Origin of the sequence: Acinetobacter lwoffii, from assembly GCF_024129855.1 — a bacterium.
GTDB lineage: Bacteria > Pseudomonadota > Gammaproteobacteria > Pseudomonadales > Moraxellaceae > Acinetobacter > Acinetobacter lwoffii_L.
Window position 1 is genome coordinate 19,684 of sequence record NZ_JAMXXC010000016.1, and the last position, 16,277, is coordinate 35,960.

The 16,277-nt window shown below is 45.2% G+C and carries 14 protein-coding genes; 6 read left to right on the forward strand and 8 right to left on the reverse strand.

What is annotated here, in order from left to right; all coding sequences use genetic code 11:
- Positions 1-8 precede the first annotated feature (8 nt).
- A complete protein-coding gene (gene radC / locus NI465_RS11735) occupies positions 9-710 on the reverse strand; it encodes a RadC family protein (RefSeq protein ID WP_253145404.1) in 702 nt (233 codons plus the stop codon).
- A gap of 113 nt (positions 711-823) precedes the next feature.
- On the opposite strand from radC, the gene coaBC reads away from it, so the two are divergent.
- Complete coding sequence (coaBC, locus tag NI465_RS11740) at positions 824-2,098, forward strand: bifunctional phosphopantothenoylcysteine decarboxylase/phosphopantothenate--cysteine ligase CoaBC (RefSeq protein WP_253145407.1); 1,275 nt, start codon at positions 824-826, stop codon at positions 2,096-2,098.
- A gap of 227 nt (positions 2,099-2,325) precedes the next feature.
- Complete coding sequence (locus NI465_RS11745) at positions 2,326-2,838, forward strand: hypothetical protein (RefSeq protein ID WP_004281611.1); 513 nt, start codon at positions 2,326-2,328, stop codon at positions 2,836-2,838.
- A 50-nt stretch (positions 2,839-2,888) separates the two neighbouring features.
- On the opposite strand, the gene dusA is transcribed toward NI465_RS11745, so the two are convergent.
- Complete coding sequence (gene dusA, locus NI465_RS11750; protein ID WP_435575061.1) at positions 2,889-3,914, reverse strand: tRNA dihydrouridine(20/20a) synthase DusA; 1,026 nt, start codon at positions 3,912-3,914, stop codon at positions 2,889-2,891.
- 272 nt (positions 3,915-4,186) lie between these two features.
- Here dusA and NI465_RS11755 point away from each other — a divergent pair, with 272 nt between their 5' ends.
- A complete protein-coding gene (locus tag NI465_RS11755; protein ID WP_005248075.1) occupies positions 4,187-4,831 on the forward strand; it encodes a hypothetical protein in 645 nt (214 codons plus the stop codon).
- 15 nt (positions 4,832-4,846) lie between these two features.
- Here NI465_RS11755 and NI465_RS11760 read toward each other — a convergent pair whose 3' ends face one another.
- Entirely contained in the window at positions 4,847-6,034 is a 1,188-nt protein-coding gene (locus tag NI465_RS11760) for an MFS transporter (RefSeq protein WP_253145409.1), read from the reverse strand.
- Between the two features lie 982 nt (positions 6,035-7,016).
- Between NI465_RS11760 and NI465_RS11765 the strand changes: the two genes are divergently transcribed.
- Genes NI465_RS11765 through NI465_RS11775 form a run of 3 tightly spaced genes read left to right on the forward strand, consistent with a single transcriptional unit; the run spans position 7,017 to position 9,928 of the window.
- Positions 7,017-8,144 carry a Re/Si-specific NAD(P)(+) transhydrogenase subunit alpha gene (locus NI465_RS11765; protein ID WP_005106077.1) on the forward strand — a complete coding sequence of 376 codons (1,128 nt, stop codon included), beginning with the start codon at positions 7,017-7,019 and terminating at the stop codon, positions 8,142-8,144.
- An 11-nt stretch (positions 8,145-8,155) separates the two neighbouring features.
- On the forward strand, positions 8,156-8,479 hold the full coding sequence (locus NI465_RS11770) for a proton-translocating transhydrogenase family protein (RefSeq protein ID WP_004281642.1): 324 nt from the start codon (positions 8,156-8,158) through the stop codon (positions 8,477-8,479).
- A 3-nt stretch (positions 8,480-8,482) separates the two neighbouring features.
- Positions 8,483-9,928, forward strand: a complete 1,446-nt coding sequence (locus NI465_RS11775; RefSeq protein ID WP_005252850.1) for an NAD(P)(+) transhydrogenase (Re/Si-specific) subunit beta — start codon at positions 8,483-8,485, stop codon at positions 9,926-9,928.
- Between the two features lie 269 nt (positions 9,929-10,197).
- Here the strand turns inward: NI465_RS11775 and rsfS are convergent, their stop codons facing one another.
- The 5 genes from rsfS to NI465_RS11800 all read right to left on the reverse strand — a co-directional run bounded on the left by rsfS (position 10,198) and on the right by NI465_RS11800 (position 16,123).
- Complete coding sequence (gene rsfS / locus NI465_RS11780; protein WP_004645144.1) at positions 10,198-10,605, reverse strand: ribosome silencing factor; 408 nt, start codon at positions 10,603-10,605, stop codon at positions 10,198-10,200.
- A gap of 81 nt (positions 10,606-10,686) precedes the next feature.
- Entirely contained in the window at positions 10,687-11,475 is a 789-nt protein-coding gene (locus NI465_RS11785) for a hydroxypyruvate isomerase family protein (protein ID WP_005101810.1), read from the reverse strand.
- A gap of 39 nt (positions 11,476-11,514) precedes the next feature.
- Entirely contained in the window at positions 11,515-12,384 is an 870-nt protein-coding gene (locus NI465_RS11790) for an NAD(P)-dependent oxidoreductase (protein ID WP_004645146.1), read from the reverse strand.
- A gap of 36 nt (positions 12,385-12,420) precedes the next feature.
- Entirely contained in the window at positions 12,421-13,209 is a 789-nt protein-coding gene (locus NI465_RS11795; protein ID WP_004645147.1) for a crotonase/enoyl-CoA hydratase family protein, read from the reverse strand.
- Positions 13,210-13,315: 106 nt separating this feature from the next.
- Complete coding sequence (locus NI465_RS11800) at positions 13,316-16,123, reverse strand: GacS-like sensor histidine kinase (RefSeq protein WP_253145411.1); 2,808 nt, start codon at positions 16,121-16,123, stop codon at positions 13,316-13,318.
- Positions 16,124-16,277 lie beyond the last annotated feature (154 nt).

Consider the following 16,277-nt stretch of genomic DNA (forward strand, 5'->3'; position numbering starts at 1 on the left):
AGTGCTATTCAATACTGCATTTCCGGTTTGATGAGTTGCTGCTCAGCAAAGGAAAAACTGCCCTCCAAAGCGATAATGCAATGGTCAATTAAATGGATATCCACCAGCTGGCAAGCCTGTTGAATCTGACGGGTCAATGCCAGGTCAGCCTTGGAGGGAGAGGGGCGGCCCAGCGGATGATTATGCGCAATAACAATCGAAGTCGCCTGTTGGCTAATGGCATAACGCAGCAATTGATTAATAGAAATATCACATGCATTGATGGAGCCATAAAATAGTTTTTTAAAGGCGATTTTTCTTAGACTGGCATCCAGACACAGTACGGCAAACACTTCCTGAGTTTCACCGAGCAGTTCAAATCGTAAATAATCTCTCAGCCGCTTGGAATTGGTGAATTCCAGTGCATCCTGTTTCAGGTGTTCGGCAATGTAACGCCGTCCGAGTTCCTTGACGGCCATCAGTTGGGTATATTTACTGATGCCCATGCCATGAAACTGGCTGACTTCCTGTAAAGGTGCATCGAGCAACGCAGTCAAATGACCAAAATGCTGAATCAGCAAGCGCGCCAGATCAACTGCCGAATGTTGCTGGGAACCGGAGCGCAGAAAAATAGCCAGTAGCTCGGCATCGGACAGACTTTCTGCGCCATATTGAATTAAGCGTTCTCGCGGCCGTTCTTGTTCCGGCCAGTTTTTAATAGAAAATTGCATAGTTATTAGACTTATTTATTATGAATTATCAGTTTTCCCGCAAGCCGATCTCTTGGGAATGCGATTATTTAATGCTATTGTGAGCCCCACTGCAACAGCAAGGTAATCTGTTTGTGAGCTTTGATCTAAGTGTAATTCCTCATAAAAATATAATTTTGGCCGTCACTGGCGGTATTGCTGCCTATAAAAGTGCAATTCTGGTTCGCCGTCTGAAAGATGCCGGATTTGATGTGCGGGTCGTCATGACTCACGGTGCACAGGCTTTTATTACACCTTTAACCTTTCAAGCCTTATCGGGCAATCCTGTACATACCGAATTGCTGGATACTGAAGCAGAAGCCGGCATGGGCCACATCGAGCTGGCACGTTGGGCAGATCTGTTGCTGGTCGCACCGGCCAGCTGTGACACCTTGGCAAAGTTTGCCGCAGGTCTGGCTGATGATCTCTTAAGTACTTTATATCTGGCAACAAAAGCACCCGTCTGGGTAGCACCTGCCATGAACCAGCAAATGTGGGCAGCCAAAGCAACGCAGCGTAATCTTGCGACACTGATCGAAGACGGTGTGCATGTGATCATGCCGGACGCGGGTTCACAGGCTTGTGGGGATGTAGGTTTGGGCCGGATGCCTGAGCCGGAAGATTTAGCGCATCAGGTAACTGAATATTTTCATAAAGCTCAACGTGCGATTGCGGAAAAATTTGGCCTGCTTGCGGGTAAACAAGTCACGATTACCGCAGGCCCGACTCGCGAAGCGATTGATCCGGTGCGTTATATTTCCAATCACAGTACCGGGAAAATGGGCTTTGCACTGGCTGCAGCCTGTTATGCAGCAGGGGCAAATGTCACCTTGATCGCAGGGCCGGTCAGTCTGGACACCCCAAATGGCGTGAAACGTAAGAATGTTTCTTCTGCTGTGCAAATGCTGAATGAAAGTATGCAAATGCTGGAAAATGGTTGCGATATCTTTATTGCGACAGCTGCAGTAGCCGATTATCGTGTGGCAGAAGTAGCCGAGCATAAAATCAAGAAAGCCGGTGATGAACTGAATGTCGCCTTGGTGAAAAATCCGGATATTGTCGCCACCATTGCCCACCAGGAAAAACGTCCATTTATGGTTGGCTTTGCTGCAGAAACCCGCAATATTGAAGAATATGCTGCCGGAAAGCTGGTCGCGAAAAAGCTGGATATGATTGCCTGCAATGATGTATCACGTGCAGATATCGGATTTGCTTCGGATGAAAATGCCATGACAGTATTCTTTGCCGAGCATTATCAGCTAGACAAACGTGATCTGGAAAAAGCCTCCAAGCAGGAGATTGCCCAGCAGTTGATCGAAGCTATTCATGATGCCCTGCATCGTGATCCATCCAGTGATGATGATTTTTAAAACGATCTGTATCGAAAAACCCTGAATTCATCAGGGTTTTTTATGGCTAATTTTTTATCATTAATTCAAAAAAACTATAGAAACCATAAATATTTAATCTTAATCGAAGCGCTGTTTGTTTATTGTTTTTGCAAAAAAGCATAAAATGGATCACAGAATAAGCAAAGATAAAAATACTGCATATATCAACTATAAGCAGGAAGTGGAAAGAAAAAAGAGGGGGCGCTATGAAAAAAATCATGATGTTATGGATGGTTGCCTGTCTGGCTGGATGCAGTTATTTTGTCTCGATGGATGAACTGGCCAGAAATATTCAAACGCAGATGCAACGTGAATTTAATTCCAATCGAGATTATCAACACTATCGTTTTACCGTGAAAAAGGTCAAAATTGTCCAGCGTCAGGGGAATGAGTTTCAGGCCATTTCTCATCTGAATTATCAGGGCGAGGAATATCCCATTCATGTAAAAGTCTTTAAGGTAGATGGCGGGTATAGTTGGTCGATTGAAGATGATGCCTTTGCTTTTATTGATGAAATTGAAATTGAAAAATATCGTCAGCAACTGGATCGAGAATTACAGCAACTGGCCTCAGCCTTGGATGATCTAGAACCTGTAGATGAACCGAACCAGAATGTCTCCGGCTCTCTGATTACACCAGTGGCTGAACCCGCATTACAAGATGTTTCTTATCAAGAAGAGCCGATTCCGGTGGGTAATATTACGGCGTATACGCAATAACTCATGCGCAATCTCTATAAAAAAGCACCGATGATCGGTGCTTTTTGTGTTTAGGATTCAACTTGTTGATGTTCTCGAACATAATCTTCGGTACGCTGCATCGCTTCCTGAATATTAAAGAGTGCAGTTTCTACATCTTTCAAGGTTTTGGCATTACCACCGCTTAAAGCCTGACGCCATTTACGTGCACCCGGCAAGTTCTGGAATAGTCCCAAAATATGACGGGTAATAATGGATAAAGGTGCACCTTCGGCGATGCGATGAGCAATATAAGGTAGCATCTGTTGCATGATGTCAAAACGGTCTGGTGCATCCAGATTCCACAGTTGGCCCAGTTCAGCCAGTAAGTAAGGATTATGATAGGCTTCGCGGCCAATCATCACCCCATCCACATGTTTGAGATGTTCCAGCGTTTCGGCATGGGTTTTAATTCCGCCGTTGATCTCGATCAGCAGATCAGGACGCTCCTGTTTTAAACGATAGACATCTTCATAACGTAGGGGTGGCACGTCGCGGTTTTCTTTAGGTGATAGACCTTTTAATAAGGCAATCCGCGCATGCACGATAAAATTATTGCAGCCAGTTTTGGCCACGGTGTCGACAAAATGCAGCATCTCTTCATAAGAGTGCATATCATCAATTCCGATCCGGTGTTTTACGGTTACTGGAATATCCACCACGTGACGCATTTCAGCAATACACTCTGCGACTAGATCAGGCTCCGCCATCAGACAGGCACCAATTTTATTATTTTGTACCCGGTCACTTGGGCAACCTACATTTAAATTGACTTCGTTATAGCCCCAGTCCTGCGCCATCTTGGTACAAGTGGCGAGATCTTTTGGATTCGAGCCGCCGAGTTGCAACACGATTGGCTGTTCTTGCGTATTAAAGTCCAAATGACGTTTGGCATCACCGTAAATGATTGCACCCGTAGTAACCATTTCGGTGTACATAATCACATTCGGGTTAAACAGACGCGCAAAGAAACGATAGTCTTTGGTGGTCCAATCCATCATTGGCGCAACACTGATTCGTGGTTGAAGTTTATTTTCAATGGTGGTCAGATCAGTCATTCAAAATCACGCCTTAACGAAATGGAAGAAAGAAGAAGCAATATGCGATCACTCAGCTATTGGTTTTTGGCTTAAACTGGATCGGCTGACGTCGCAAAAAGAGGGCGTAATACTAGCATAAAATCAGAAAAACCACCCGGCGAACTTGAGCTAGCCCGGTAAATCCAGGGAATGAAACAAGAAATAAAATTGGAATTCCCAGTCAGGTTGGAATGGTATATTTTGATAGGAGAAAGATGAAGATAAAAATTTTAGAAATAAGGAGAATAATCATGTTGTTATTGGAGGAAATTTATAAAAGCCATAAAGCACAAAATTCGGCACATTTTAATTTAAGAATTCATCGGGGCTTAGGCTGGTTTAAAAAATCGCTAGATCTGGATCAGGATCTGGATTTTAAGTTTATCAGCCTGTGGATCAGCTTTCAGGCGATTTATGCAGATGAGAGTGATCTAGTTCAAGATCAAAGCAAGCTGCAGCAGTTTCTGGAAACACTCTGCCAAAAGGATCTGGATCAGAAAATTAATCATATTCTTTGGGAAAAATACAGCCAGCCGATCTGCTCACTCTTGGCCAATCCCTATGTGGAACAAAGCTTTTGGGATTATCGTCATCAGAAAATTAGCCTGGAAAGCTGTCAGGTTGACTTGGAAACACAGAAACAGAATATAGAGAATGCTTTAAAAGAACGAAATTCTGTTGAAATTTTAGCTGGAATATTTCAGCGTTTATCTACCTTGCACCATCAGATAATGCAGGGTGGCGCCACGTATCACAGCTCGCTGAATTATAAATCATTAGAGGAAAGCTGCCGGATTCTGGCAGCCTTATTGCCGGTTTTTATCTGTATTTTATTGGAAAATTCACAAACTCTTGATCTGAATAAGCCTTATTATCCGGCGGCGCAAGTCAGCTAAATAGAGGTAAAATACTTATGCGGTTGTCTTAGCCTGATGCCATTGATCCAGCAGGGCGAATAGGGTGGCACACAGAGCTAGCCCGAGTCCTGCCAGACAGGTCATGCTCCAGCCACCGTGATGCCAGGCATAAACCCCTAAGGCTGAACCATATGCACCACCAATAAAATACAAGGTCATATACAGTGAATTGACCCGTGATTTGGCATCCGGGCGCAGGCGGAAAATCACGTTCTGGTTACAGCTGTGCGTAATTGCGAGCCCGAGATTTATCAGTCCATAACCGAGAATATAACTGAGCAAGGATACCGCACCAAAGTATAAAAACAGCCAGCTCCCCATCAGGATAGAACAGCCGATCCAGCTCAGTATTTTGATATGGCCACGATCGGCCCATTTACCAATGAACTGCGTAGAAAGTGCGCCAAATACACCGACCAGCGTGACCAGTCCGACCATGACATCAGAAAGCTGAAAAGGTTCCTGTGTCAACAGCAGAGCGATGGTGGAGAACAACATACTCATGGCAGCAAAAGCACACGCACCTGTAAGTGAACGCAAAACCAGTCGTGGTTCCTGCTTGAGTAATATCCCCATAGATTTAAAAATCGCTGTATAGCTGATTCTCAGACGTGGCAGGCTCGGTAGTTTTCCTCTCAAATAAAAACTTAAGGCCAGCATACTTATGCCACTGACGATATAAATCATTTTCCAGTGAAACAGGTCGGAAAATAATCCGGCAATACTGGTTGAGAGCAGAATGCCCACCAGTAATCCGCTCATCAGGAAGCCCACCACTTCTCCGGTTTTTTCCGGTTTGACCGCCATGGTGGCCAAGGGAATCAGAATCTGTGCAGCCACGGAAAACAGTCCGGCAATGATAGTGCCGACCCAGAGCATCGGCAGATTCACAGCACTAGCACAAATAAATAAACCTGCTGCGGCACCCAGCATGAGGAAAGGGATCAGTTTAGTCTTATTTAGCATGTCACCTAAAGGCACAATAAACAGCAGGCCCAGGGCATAAGAGATTTGAGCAAAAGTGACAGTAAGTGCCACTTGTGATTCAGGTACCTGATAATACTGCTGAATCGATGAAATCAACGGCTGGCAATAATAGTTCGCGCCGGCACATAAACCGCATGCAATCGCCATCAGCCATAATAAGGGCTTATTTTGACTAATATCGAGAGGCGTGTGCATAGGGCTAACCTTGTATTCAGACCGGAAGAATTGAAATGAGGAATAAGAATAATGTTCAAATTGAGGGCACTATAGGCCAGAAGTTCTCGCTTTAAAAGTAGAGAAATATTGCCAGCATTGAAAATCGTTAGAACTCAGGCAGCTTAAAGAAAGAAGTGCAATTTTAAATAGAAAATATGAGTGAATGTTTGCAGAATTTTTTATCTTTTGATAATGGGGTTGCTTCATTAAAGCGCAGCTTGATCTAGAAACAATAAAAAAGAAGCACTCAGCCAAAAAAGTGGAATATTTACTCTATTTTGTTGCGCAAATTTGGTGCAAAAATGGGATTTCCCATTTTGAATCAAGTTCAGTACATTAATATAATAAATAGTACGCAAGGTTTTTTCTACCCTTTATCTGACTGTTTGAGACTTGGGTCTTATAAAATTTTGGCGATTATTTTTTTGTCAGATGTATCAATTCTGTCTGATGAAGATCTGCTCAAAACAAATTCTATCATTTCATAAAATACGATTTTAACATCTAAAAACAGTGCTCTTGCTTGAGTACTAAATCTGTCAAAAAAGTCAAAACTAAAAAAACGACGCAGCTAAAGTGCCGCTATCTATAGGGACTAGAGAAATTGAAAGTCTGCTTCTGAATCAAGAAATACAGCAATCATTGTCAGAATCATCAATGTAACAAAATAAATCAGAAATCTGCGCTTATTTACACCAGAAAAATCTGGATATTTCATTCAGCAGAATGAATATCGTTTATAAAAGCATCGAATATGAATAGCCATTGAATTAAATAAATGTGCTATCACAGCATCATTTTTATGAATCATCAGTTCAAAATATAGGTATTTATTAAATAAATAGTAGGTGGTAATTTCAAACAGTTTGATTAGAATCCAAAAATTCAACAAGAACACATCCTGAGGGGAAGCATCGTTTACACGATGTTTACTTAAGAAAAATTAGCTTGAGGAACGCTCATGCAGATCGGAATTCCAGCCGAAACTGTTGTCGGTGAAAATCGCGTCGCTGCGACGCCAGAGACAGTAAAGAAATTGATCAGCGCAGGACATAGCGTGATTATCGAACGTGGTGCAGGTGTTAAAGCTGCCTATATCGATAGTGCCTATGAACAAGTTGGTGCCAAAATTACGGATGATGCCTACACCGGCAGTCAGTTGATTTTAAAAGTTCGTGCACCGAAAGGTGAGGAAATTCAAAAACTCAACCCGAACACCACTATCGTGGCAATGTTTGATCCTTACCGTAATACTGAGCTTGACCAATTCGCGGCACAAAACGTGTCTGCATTTGCATTGGAACTTTTGCCACGAACCTTGTCTCGTGCGCAGAACATGGATGTCTTGTCTTCTCAAGCCAACCTTGCAGGTTATAAGTCGGTGCTTTTGGCTGCCGCTGAATACCAGCGCATGTTCCCGATGCTGATGACTGCTGCGGGTACGGTTAAACCGGCTCGTGTGGTGATCATGGGTGTCGGCGTAGCAGGTCTGCAAGCGATTGCCACTGCAAAACGTTTAGGTGCCATCGTTGAAGCCACAGATTTGCGTCCAACTGCCAAAGATCAGGTTGAATCTCTGGGCGGTAAATGGTTAGACGTACCGATGTCTGCTGAAGAGCAGCAAAAAGCGGCTGATGCTGCCAAAAATGGTTATGGCTGGATGCCGGGTGAAGAATACATTCGCGATCAGGCTGCAATTGTTGATAAAGCGGTATCAAATGCTGACATCGTGATTACTACCGCTCTTTTACCGGGCCGTGATGCACCGCGTTTAATCCGTGCTGAAACAGTTGCGAAAATGAAACCAGGTTCAGTGATTCTGGATATGGCGGTGGAATCTGGCGGCAACGTCGAAGGTTCAAAATGTGGCGAAACAGTCCATACCGACAACGGCGTCAAAATTCTCGGTATTCCAAATATTCCGTCGACTGTATCAACTGAAGCCTCTGCTTTATACGCTCGTAACGTATTTAACTTCGTTGAAACACTATTTGATGCGGATAAGAATTTTGTCCTGAATCCAGAAGAAGAAATTCAAAAAGCCCTACTTGTCACTCATGGCGGCCAAGTGCTGCTGAAACGTGGTTAAGGAGAAGACTCATGGTTGAAACAATTACGATTTTTGTCCTTGCCATTTTCGTAGGTTACTACGTGGTGTGGGGGGTAACACCAGCATTACATACGCCGTTGATGGCGGTGACCAATGCTTTGTCATCGATCATTATTGTCGGTGCAATGATTCAGACCGTTGGCCTGCCGGTGATTGGCGTTGAAGGTAGCGTGGATTTCCAGACCATTAACGTGGTGAGCGTACTTGGCGCGATTGCAGTATTCCTGGCGAGCATTAATATTTTCGGTGGCTTTGCAGTGACTGCACGTATGCTGGAAATGTTTAAACCTAAGCAAAAGAAAAAAGAGGGTTAATCCATGGAAATGATTCGAGAATATGCGGATTGGTTCTACCTGATTGGTGCCGTTCTTTTTATCCTGACGCTACGTGGTTTATCAGGTCCTAAAACTGCGATTGCCGGTAACCGTTACGGGATGATCGCGATGGCCATTGCGGTCGTGACTACCTTCTTTGTAGCTGAGAATCCGGTGGTCTGGATGATCATTGGCGCAATGGTGCTGGGTGCAATCGTGGGGATTGCCCGTGCACGTACAGTTCCAATGACCCAGATGCCTGAAACTGTAGCATTGATGCACTCATTGGTAGGTCTGGCTGCGGTCCTGATTGCTGTCGCTGCCATTATTCACAACAACAAACTGATTGAACTAGGTCCAGACCTGTTGGCTGCCAATGGTGTCAATTTTCATGAAATGAGTCGTGTTCATTTATTTGAACTGTTTGTGGGCTGTTTCGTGGGTGCGATTACCTTTACCGCCTCAGTCTTTGCTTACGGCAAACTGGCTGCTAAGAAATGGGCGAAAACCATTTCAGGTGCGTGGGTGAAACCGGTTCAGGCAATCATCTTTATTGCAATGTTAGGTTTTGGTGTTCACTTCTTCCTGACTGGCAATATGACATCGTTCTGGGCGATGACAGGCCTTGCGCTGGCATTCGGCTGGGTATGGATTGCACCAGTCGGTGGTGGGGATATGCCAGTGGTGGTATCTCTACTCAATTCATTCTCGGGTTGGGCGGCAGCTGGTATTGGTTTTACCCTAGAAAACAACATGTTGATCGTTGCGGGTTCGCTGGTGGGTTCTTCAGGTGCCATTCTGTCTTACATCATGTGTAAAGCGATGAACCGTTCAATCATCAACGTTTTGTTTGGTGGTGCGATGGGCGGTGCAGCTGCGCCGACAGCAGGAGCAGGTGAACAGGTTCAACGTAATCACCGTTCTGGCTCGGCAGATGATGCAGGCTTCCTGATGTCAAATGCAGACAGCGTGGTGATTGTACCGGGTTATGGTATGGCGCAAGGCCGTGCACAGAATGCGGTAAAAGAATTGGCTAACTTGCTGAAAGAGCAGGGCGTAACGGTTCGTTTCGCGATTCACCCTGTAGCAGGTCGTATGCCGGGTCATATGAACGTACTCCTTGCTGAAGCGGACGTACCGTATGAAGACATTCTGGAAATGGATGAGATCAACTCGGACTTCCCGGCAACAGATGTGGTGCTGGTCATTGGTGCGAACGACGTTGTGAACCCTGCGGCGAAAGATGATCCAACCTCGCCAATTTATGGCATGCCGATTCTGGAAGCGCATAAGGCACGTACGATTATGGTGATCAAGCGTTCTATGGCAACCGGTTATGCAGGTCTGGACAATGACTTGTTCTATAATGACAAGACCATGATGATCTTCGGTGATGCCAAGAAAGTGGTGGAGGATATGACCAAAGCCATTAATGGTACGGGTCATTAATCATTTAAATCATTAGAATCCCCCTAAGTCCCCCTTTAATAAAGGGGGATTTTTTATTTTATATCTTGAAAAAAAGATGATTGAGTGATCATCGAACGTCTATGTTGATGATGAATTGATCCTAAAATACCAATCAAATCGGTGCATAAGACAATATGAAAATTAAAGAAAAATAGTTAACAGATTGAGTTGTATTAATGCTTGTAAAGTTAGATGAACAGGCAATAAAAAAGCGACCTACACAGGTCGCTTTTTTGAATATTCGGTTTTTACGCTACAGAGTCAGTATCTGTAGGATTGCGCCATAAGCTTTCTAGGTCATAGAATTTACGCGCTGTTGGAAGCATACAATGAACCACCACATAACCAAGGTCGATGAGGATCCATTCAGCATCACGTTCGCCTTCAATACCAAGAGGGCGGAAGCCAGCTTTACGTGCTTCTTCAGCAACGTTATTGGCCAATGATTTGATGTGACGTGTCGATGTACCGCTTGCAATGACCATAGCATCAGCCACATTACTGATACCGCTGACATCAAGCTCAACAATTTCTTTTGCTTTTACATCTTCAAGTGCAGCATGTACGACTTTTAAGCAGTCCTGTACAGCTTGAGAATTTGAATTCATAGTAAGATCGTGAGAATTAGAAGCGCTGGGCGATGGTTCTAAATTCATGGGGAGTGTAATTTCCTAACAATTATGCATGGTCTAATATAGCGGTTTTAGTCCTGAATTTCAAATGAAGCCGCAGTCCACTCAGTCATGCTCCGGAAAGAACTCAGCTTTCCAGTCAAAGGAATCGTTGGAATGTCCGCTAGGTTTATACTCGGCAGCGACATAACCTTGATATTGACTATGTTTTAACCACTGAAATATATCATGATATTGAATTGAACCCGTATTGGGTTGATGCCGTCCCGGACAATCCGCAAATTGGATATGACCAATCGAGGCAATATTTTCTTGCAAAGTTTCTAAGACATCTTCGCCCATCATTGCCATGTGGTAACAGTCGTACTGCATTTTTAAGGCCGGATGATGTACCGCTTCCAGCATTTCCTGGGCTTGGGCAACATTTTGAATCAAAAAACGTGGCATATCGGTGCCATTGATCATTTCGAAGACCGGTTCAATTTGATGCTCAAGCAGCATTGAACAGGCCATTTTTAGGTTACTCGCCAGCGTATTCAGGCAGGGTAAAAGATCACAATCCCTAGGCTGTTTTCCTGCCAGAATGTTCACCCGAGGTACATTCAATGCGGTAGCATACTGGATGGCCTGCTCAACCGCATGACGAAACTCGATTTCCTGTCCTGGAATGCCAGCCAGACCATGACCGCCCTGCATTAAATCACCTGCCGGCACATTAATCAGGCATAAGTTTAGCTGATGGGTGCTGAGCTGGTTTTGAATCTGGCCAATCGTAAGTTCATAAGGAAACTGGATTTCCACATGATTAAAGCCCTGTGCACGAGCCAGCGCGAAACGTTCGATCAGCGGCACTTCGGTAAAAATCATCGACAGGTTGACGGCAAGTTTAATCATGTCTTTCTCTTCAATATTCAAGGCCGCATCAATCAAGCGTTATGAATGTTTTAGTTGCTGGATTACAGTAGCCAGATCTGCTTCGGCAAAGCCTTGGGCTTGATGAGCATGTAACTGCGTTAAAGCTTGAGTCGCCACCGGAACATCCAGGTCAAAGCTTTGTGCCAGTTGCACGGCATTATTCAGATCCTTGGATAAGGTCTGTACTTTCCATTGCACCGGTTCAAAAGTTTGCGTGGCCATACGCGGTGCCAGAATCTGAAAAGGCTTGGAGTCGGCAAAACCACCCGCCAGCGCAGGCGCCAGTAAACGTGTATCCACCCCGGCAAGTCCAGCAAGGGCGACCGCTTCTGCGATCAAGGTGCTATTGGCAGCCACAATCAGCTGATTACAGATTTTAGTCGCCTGACCGGTACCCGTATCACCCATGCGGGTCACGCGTTGTGAAAGTACTGCATAGATCGGATTAAGATTTTCAATAGTCGCGGCATTACCACCGGCAAAAATCACCAGACTGCCTTGTTCAGCTCCGGCGGTACCGCCTGAAACTGGAGAGTCAATCCAGATTACTTTCTTGGCCTGTGCTTGCGCGGCAAGTGCTTGAGTTTGCTGTACCGAAAGACTGGAAAAATCCACAATCACTTGCTCCGTAAGCAAATACGGTTCGATCTGAGCAAAAACAGATTGCACTGCCTGATCATCTGCCAGACAGGTGAGTATCACCGGGTAATCTGCAATCTGGTCTAAAGATAGCGCAGTCGCACCTAAGTCTAACAGCGGATAACAGGCCGCAGGTGTACGGTTCCAGACCGCCACCTGAAAACCTGCCTGAAGCAGACGCATAGCCATGCGAGCGCCCATTAATCCCATCCCTAAGAAGGCAATTTTAGTATCAAGATTCAATTGCATACTTTCTCTTATTCCTTGCTTTGACTCAGACTCGACTTATTTGTATTGGCGTGGCACAAATTGAACCTCTGGGTTCTTGTCTTTTTTACGGGCCAATTGACTGTTTTTACCCAGCAGCAATTTCAATTGCCAGATTTTTTCCATACGCAGGGATTTATTCGGACGATGCTGCATGGCATCCAGTACAAATTTAGAAGCCATCAGGGCATCTGGAGAACGTTGCAGCATTTCTTCAGCCAAGGCTTGTGCTCTCGCCAATGGCTGTTCATCGACATGGGTGATCAGACCGATTTCTTTGGCATATTCGCCCTCAAAAATCCGGGCAGTCAAAGTCAGCTCTTTTGCCAGATCAATACCAATCAGGCCTTTCAGTGAGCGGCTGAGTCCCATGTCTGGTACCAGTCCCCAACGGGTTTCCATAATTGACATTTTGGTCTCAGGATGGGCAATGCGGATATCTGCGGCCAGAGCAAGCTGCATGCCGGCACCAAAACAGAAGCCTTCCATCGCTGCAATCACTGGGACTGGCAATTCCTGCCAGACCAGAAATGCTTTTTGAAATAAGCTTTGACCCGGACGGATCAGTTCCCATGCGGCATAAGCACGATTTTTAGGATTATTTAAATCTGCCAGATCAATACCGGCACTAAAGACCTGGGCTTCTCCCGTTAAAATCACACATCGGATGCTTTTATCTTTTTTGATTTTTTGTGCAGTCGCGACCAGTTCGCGCAGCAGGGCAAAGCTCATGGCATTGCGTTTATCCGGACGATTCAGTGTAACAGTGGCAATGCCGTTATTTTTTTCCAAGCGCACGAGTGACATGGCATTCTTCCTTATTTTTCCTGGCTTGAGCATAGCATGCAGCCTTTAGGCTTGCATGACAGCTCAGTCACACTTCTTAAGTCATGGACTGAGCCACTTCAGAGGTTTAATTCAAATGTTGCTTCAAAATTTGCTGGGCAGCCTGTTCAACCTGTTCAACCACGGCTTTGAGTTCATCAAAATATTTCAGCACGTCCTGAACAAAGTTTTCATCGGCCTTACGGCGTTCTTTGCGCAGGGTTGAAACGAACTGTTCAAAGCCACCGGTGACTTTCTGTAAAGTCGGTGCACCGACATAGCGGGTCGCGCCGTATAAACGATGCAGCACATGTTCCAGTTGTGGAAAATCTTCCAGTTCAATCAGTTGCTGCATTTCATCGAGTTCATCTGCAAAGCTGTCCACCAGCATGCGTAAGAGGTCTACTGCCAGATCTTCCTTATTGGCTGCCAGTTGCAGGCTTTGCTGCCAGTCCAGAATATTTGGATCTAGGGCATCAATCACATTGGCACGTTCTAGCACCGGAATCCGTTTAAAATGCTCGGTGGTCCAGTGCGTCAAAATTTGGATAATCTGCTCGATCTGGATCGGCTTGGTGACATAATCATCCATGCCGTTTTGCAGCAGTTTATGTTTTTCATCAGAAAGCGCATGTGCCGTCAGTGCAATAATCGGCAGGCGGTTATGATTTTCAAAAGTCGATTCCAATGAGCGAATGGCACGGGTGGTATCAATTCCCGACATGACTGGCATCTGAATGTCCATAAAGACCAGATCAAATGCTGGCTGTTTCTGTTCATAACGGCGCTGAATAATATCGATCGCTTCCTGCCCGCTGAGGGCTTTGGTCGTGGTGACATTGAGTTCGCCCAGAAGGGCTTCCAGAACAATCAGGTTCGGCAAATGATCATCAACGGCCAGAATATGCAGGCCTTGACCATTAAATTCTTCATGCTGTTCCTGGTCGAAGACCGGCTGATTGCCGAGTAACTGAATCAGCGCGCTGCGGCTAAGTGGCTGATGCAGGGCACGGGCACGATGGTCATTGAGCATGCTTGGATCCAGTTGCATCTGATAACCATAGACAGCCAGATGACCCTGGTAACGTGAACGGATTTCGCGTAACAAGACTTCACTGTCACCACTATGATCGACGATCAGCCAGGTATTTTCGCTATTCTGTAAATGATTCAGACGGCTAAACAGATCCAGAATTGATGCACATTCAATATGTTTAACCTGATAATTTTCCAGATAATGCCGCAGCACATTCGCAGTTGCCGGATGTGCAAGATAAGACACCACGGTCAATTCGCTAAAATCTGGATGCTCAATCACGGTATCTTCATCGACCAGGAACTGGGCAGTAAACCAGAAAGTAGAGCCTTTTTCGGTTGGAGCACGTTCCTGATTGTCTTCAAAACCAATCTGGCCATGCATCAGGCTGACCAGCTGTTTGGAAATTGCCAGACCAAGACCGGTACCGCCAAACTGACGGGTCACCGAGGTATCACCCTGCGAGAAGGACTCAAACAGCTTTTTACGGTCGGTACCACTCAGGCCAATGCCGCTATCCTGTACACTAAAATGCAGCACACACTGATCCATTCCATCATGTTCCATGCGTGCCCGGACAATGATTTCTCCATCCGGAGTGAATTTGATCGCATTGGAAATCAGGTTGGTCAGAATCTGTTTAAATCGTAGCGCATCACCAATAATGTGTTTTGGCACACCATCTGCATAATAGAAGGCCATATCAATATGTTTTTGTGCTGCCAGAGGTGACAACATGTCCATCACATCAAAAATCGCTTCTTCCAGATCAAAAGGTGCCGTTTCCAGTTCCAGTTTGCCGGCATCAATTTTGGAAAAATCCAGAACATCATTGATCAGTGCCAGCAAATGCGCCGAAGACTTACGGATAGTCTGCAAATAAAGGCTCTGCTCGTTGCTGAGATTGCCCTGACGTAACAACAGATGAATAAAACCATCAATACTGTTCAGCGGGGTGCGCAATTCATGGGAAATATTGGCCAGAAACACCGACTTGGCCTGGTTGGCCGAGATCGCCTGGTCGCGTGCCTGACGATAGGTAATATTCTGGACTTCTAAAGTGTCGAGGGTGCGGCGTAAATCGTCTTCGGTCTGTTCGGTATGTTCACGCAGTTCCAGAAAGCTGAAATGCAAACGTTTCACCACATTGGCGATATCACGTTGCAATAAACGCAGCTCGCCGGTGCTGTTAATCACCATATGCTGGCCGAGGGTATCGGCATTCAGGCGTTGCAATTGCATGCGAATCTCATACATTGGGGCGATCCAGCGCCGTGAGTAGAAATTCAAGCAAAGTAATAACAATAATAAGGTCAGTAATCCGGTCGCAATCAGTACGATTAGTACCCGGTAACGGGCAATTGCTAGCGGCTGGTTATCCAGTTCGATCGCCAGCCAGCCGGTAGAAAAAGTGTTTTCATTCACTTTAATGGCATAGATATGATTATCTTGATGCAGAATCGGGCCAACAAAATTACCGCTTTTCTCAAATTCTGGCCAAGGCGCTTGTTCCTGAAAGCCGATGCCCAAACGGTTTTTGCCATTTTCGTCCAGAACCGCTGCCCGAACTAGATGCTTTTCATTCAGCATGTTCTGCATGGCATTGTGGGCCTGGTCATATTGCCATGGATACAGATTCAAGATATCCAGTGCATATTCTGAAGTGCCTTGAAAGCGGGTTAAAATCGCAATGGCCATCTGCTTCTGCTGGGCACGTGCGGCATTCGAGGTCTCAGTCAACACCAGCATGGCACCGACACAGGCCAAAATGGTAATCGGCACAAAAATCAGCGCAATCAGCTGTCCATAGGCATGATTTAAGTGTAGGCGTTTAAACAGCTTTTTGTTGATCGTTGACATGATTTAAGCAGTATTTTCTTTATGCCTGGCATATTAGCATGCTTTAAATCGACAGTTAAAATTTAAGCATAATTTTTATAAAGCTTCGGATTAGCAGTTAAAAATACAAGAGATTTCAGTTAATTTTGCTCAGGTACAGCAAGACTAAGACGCA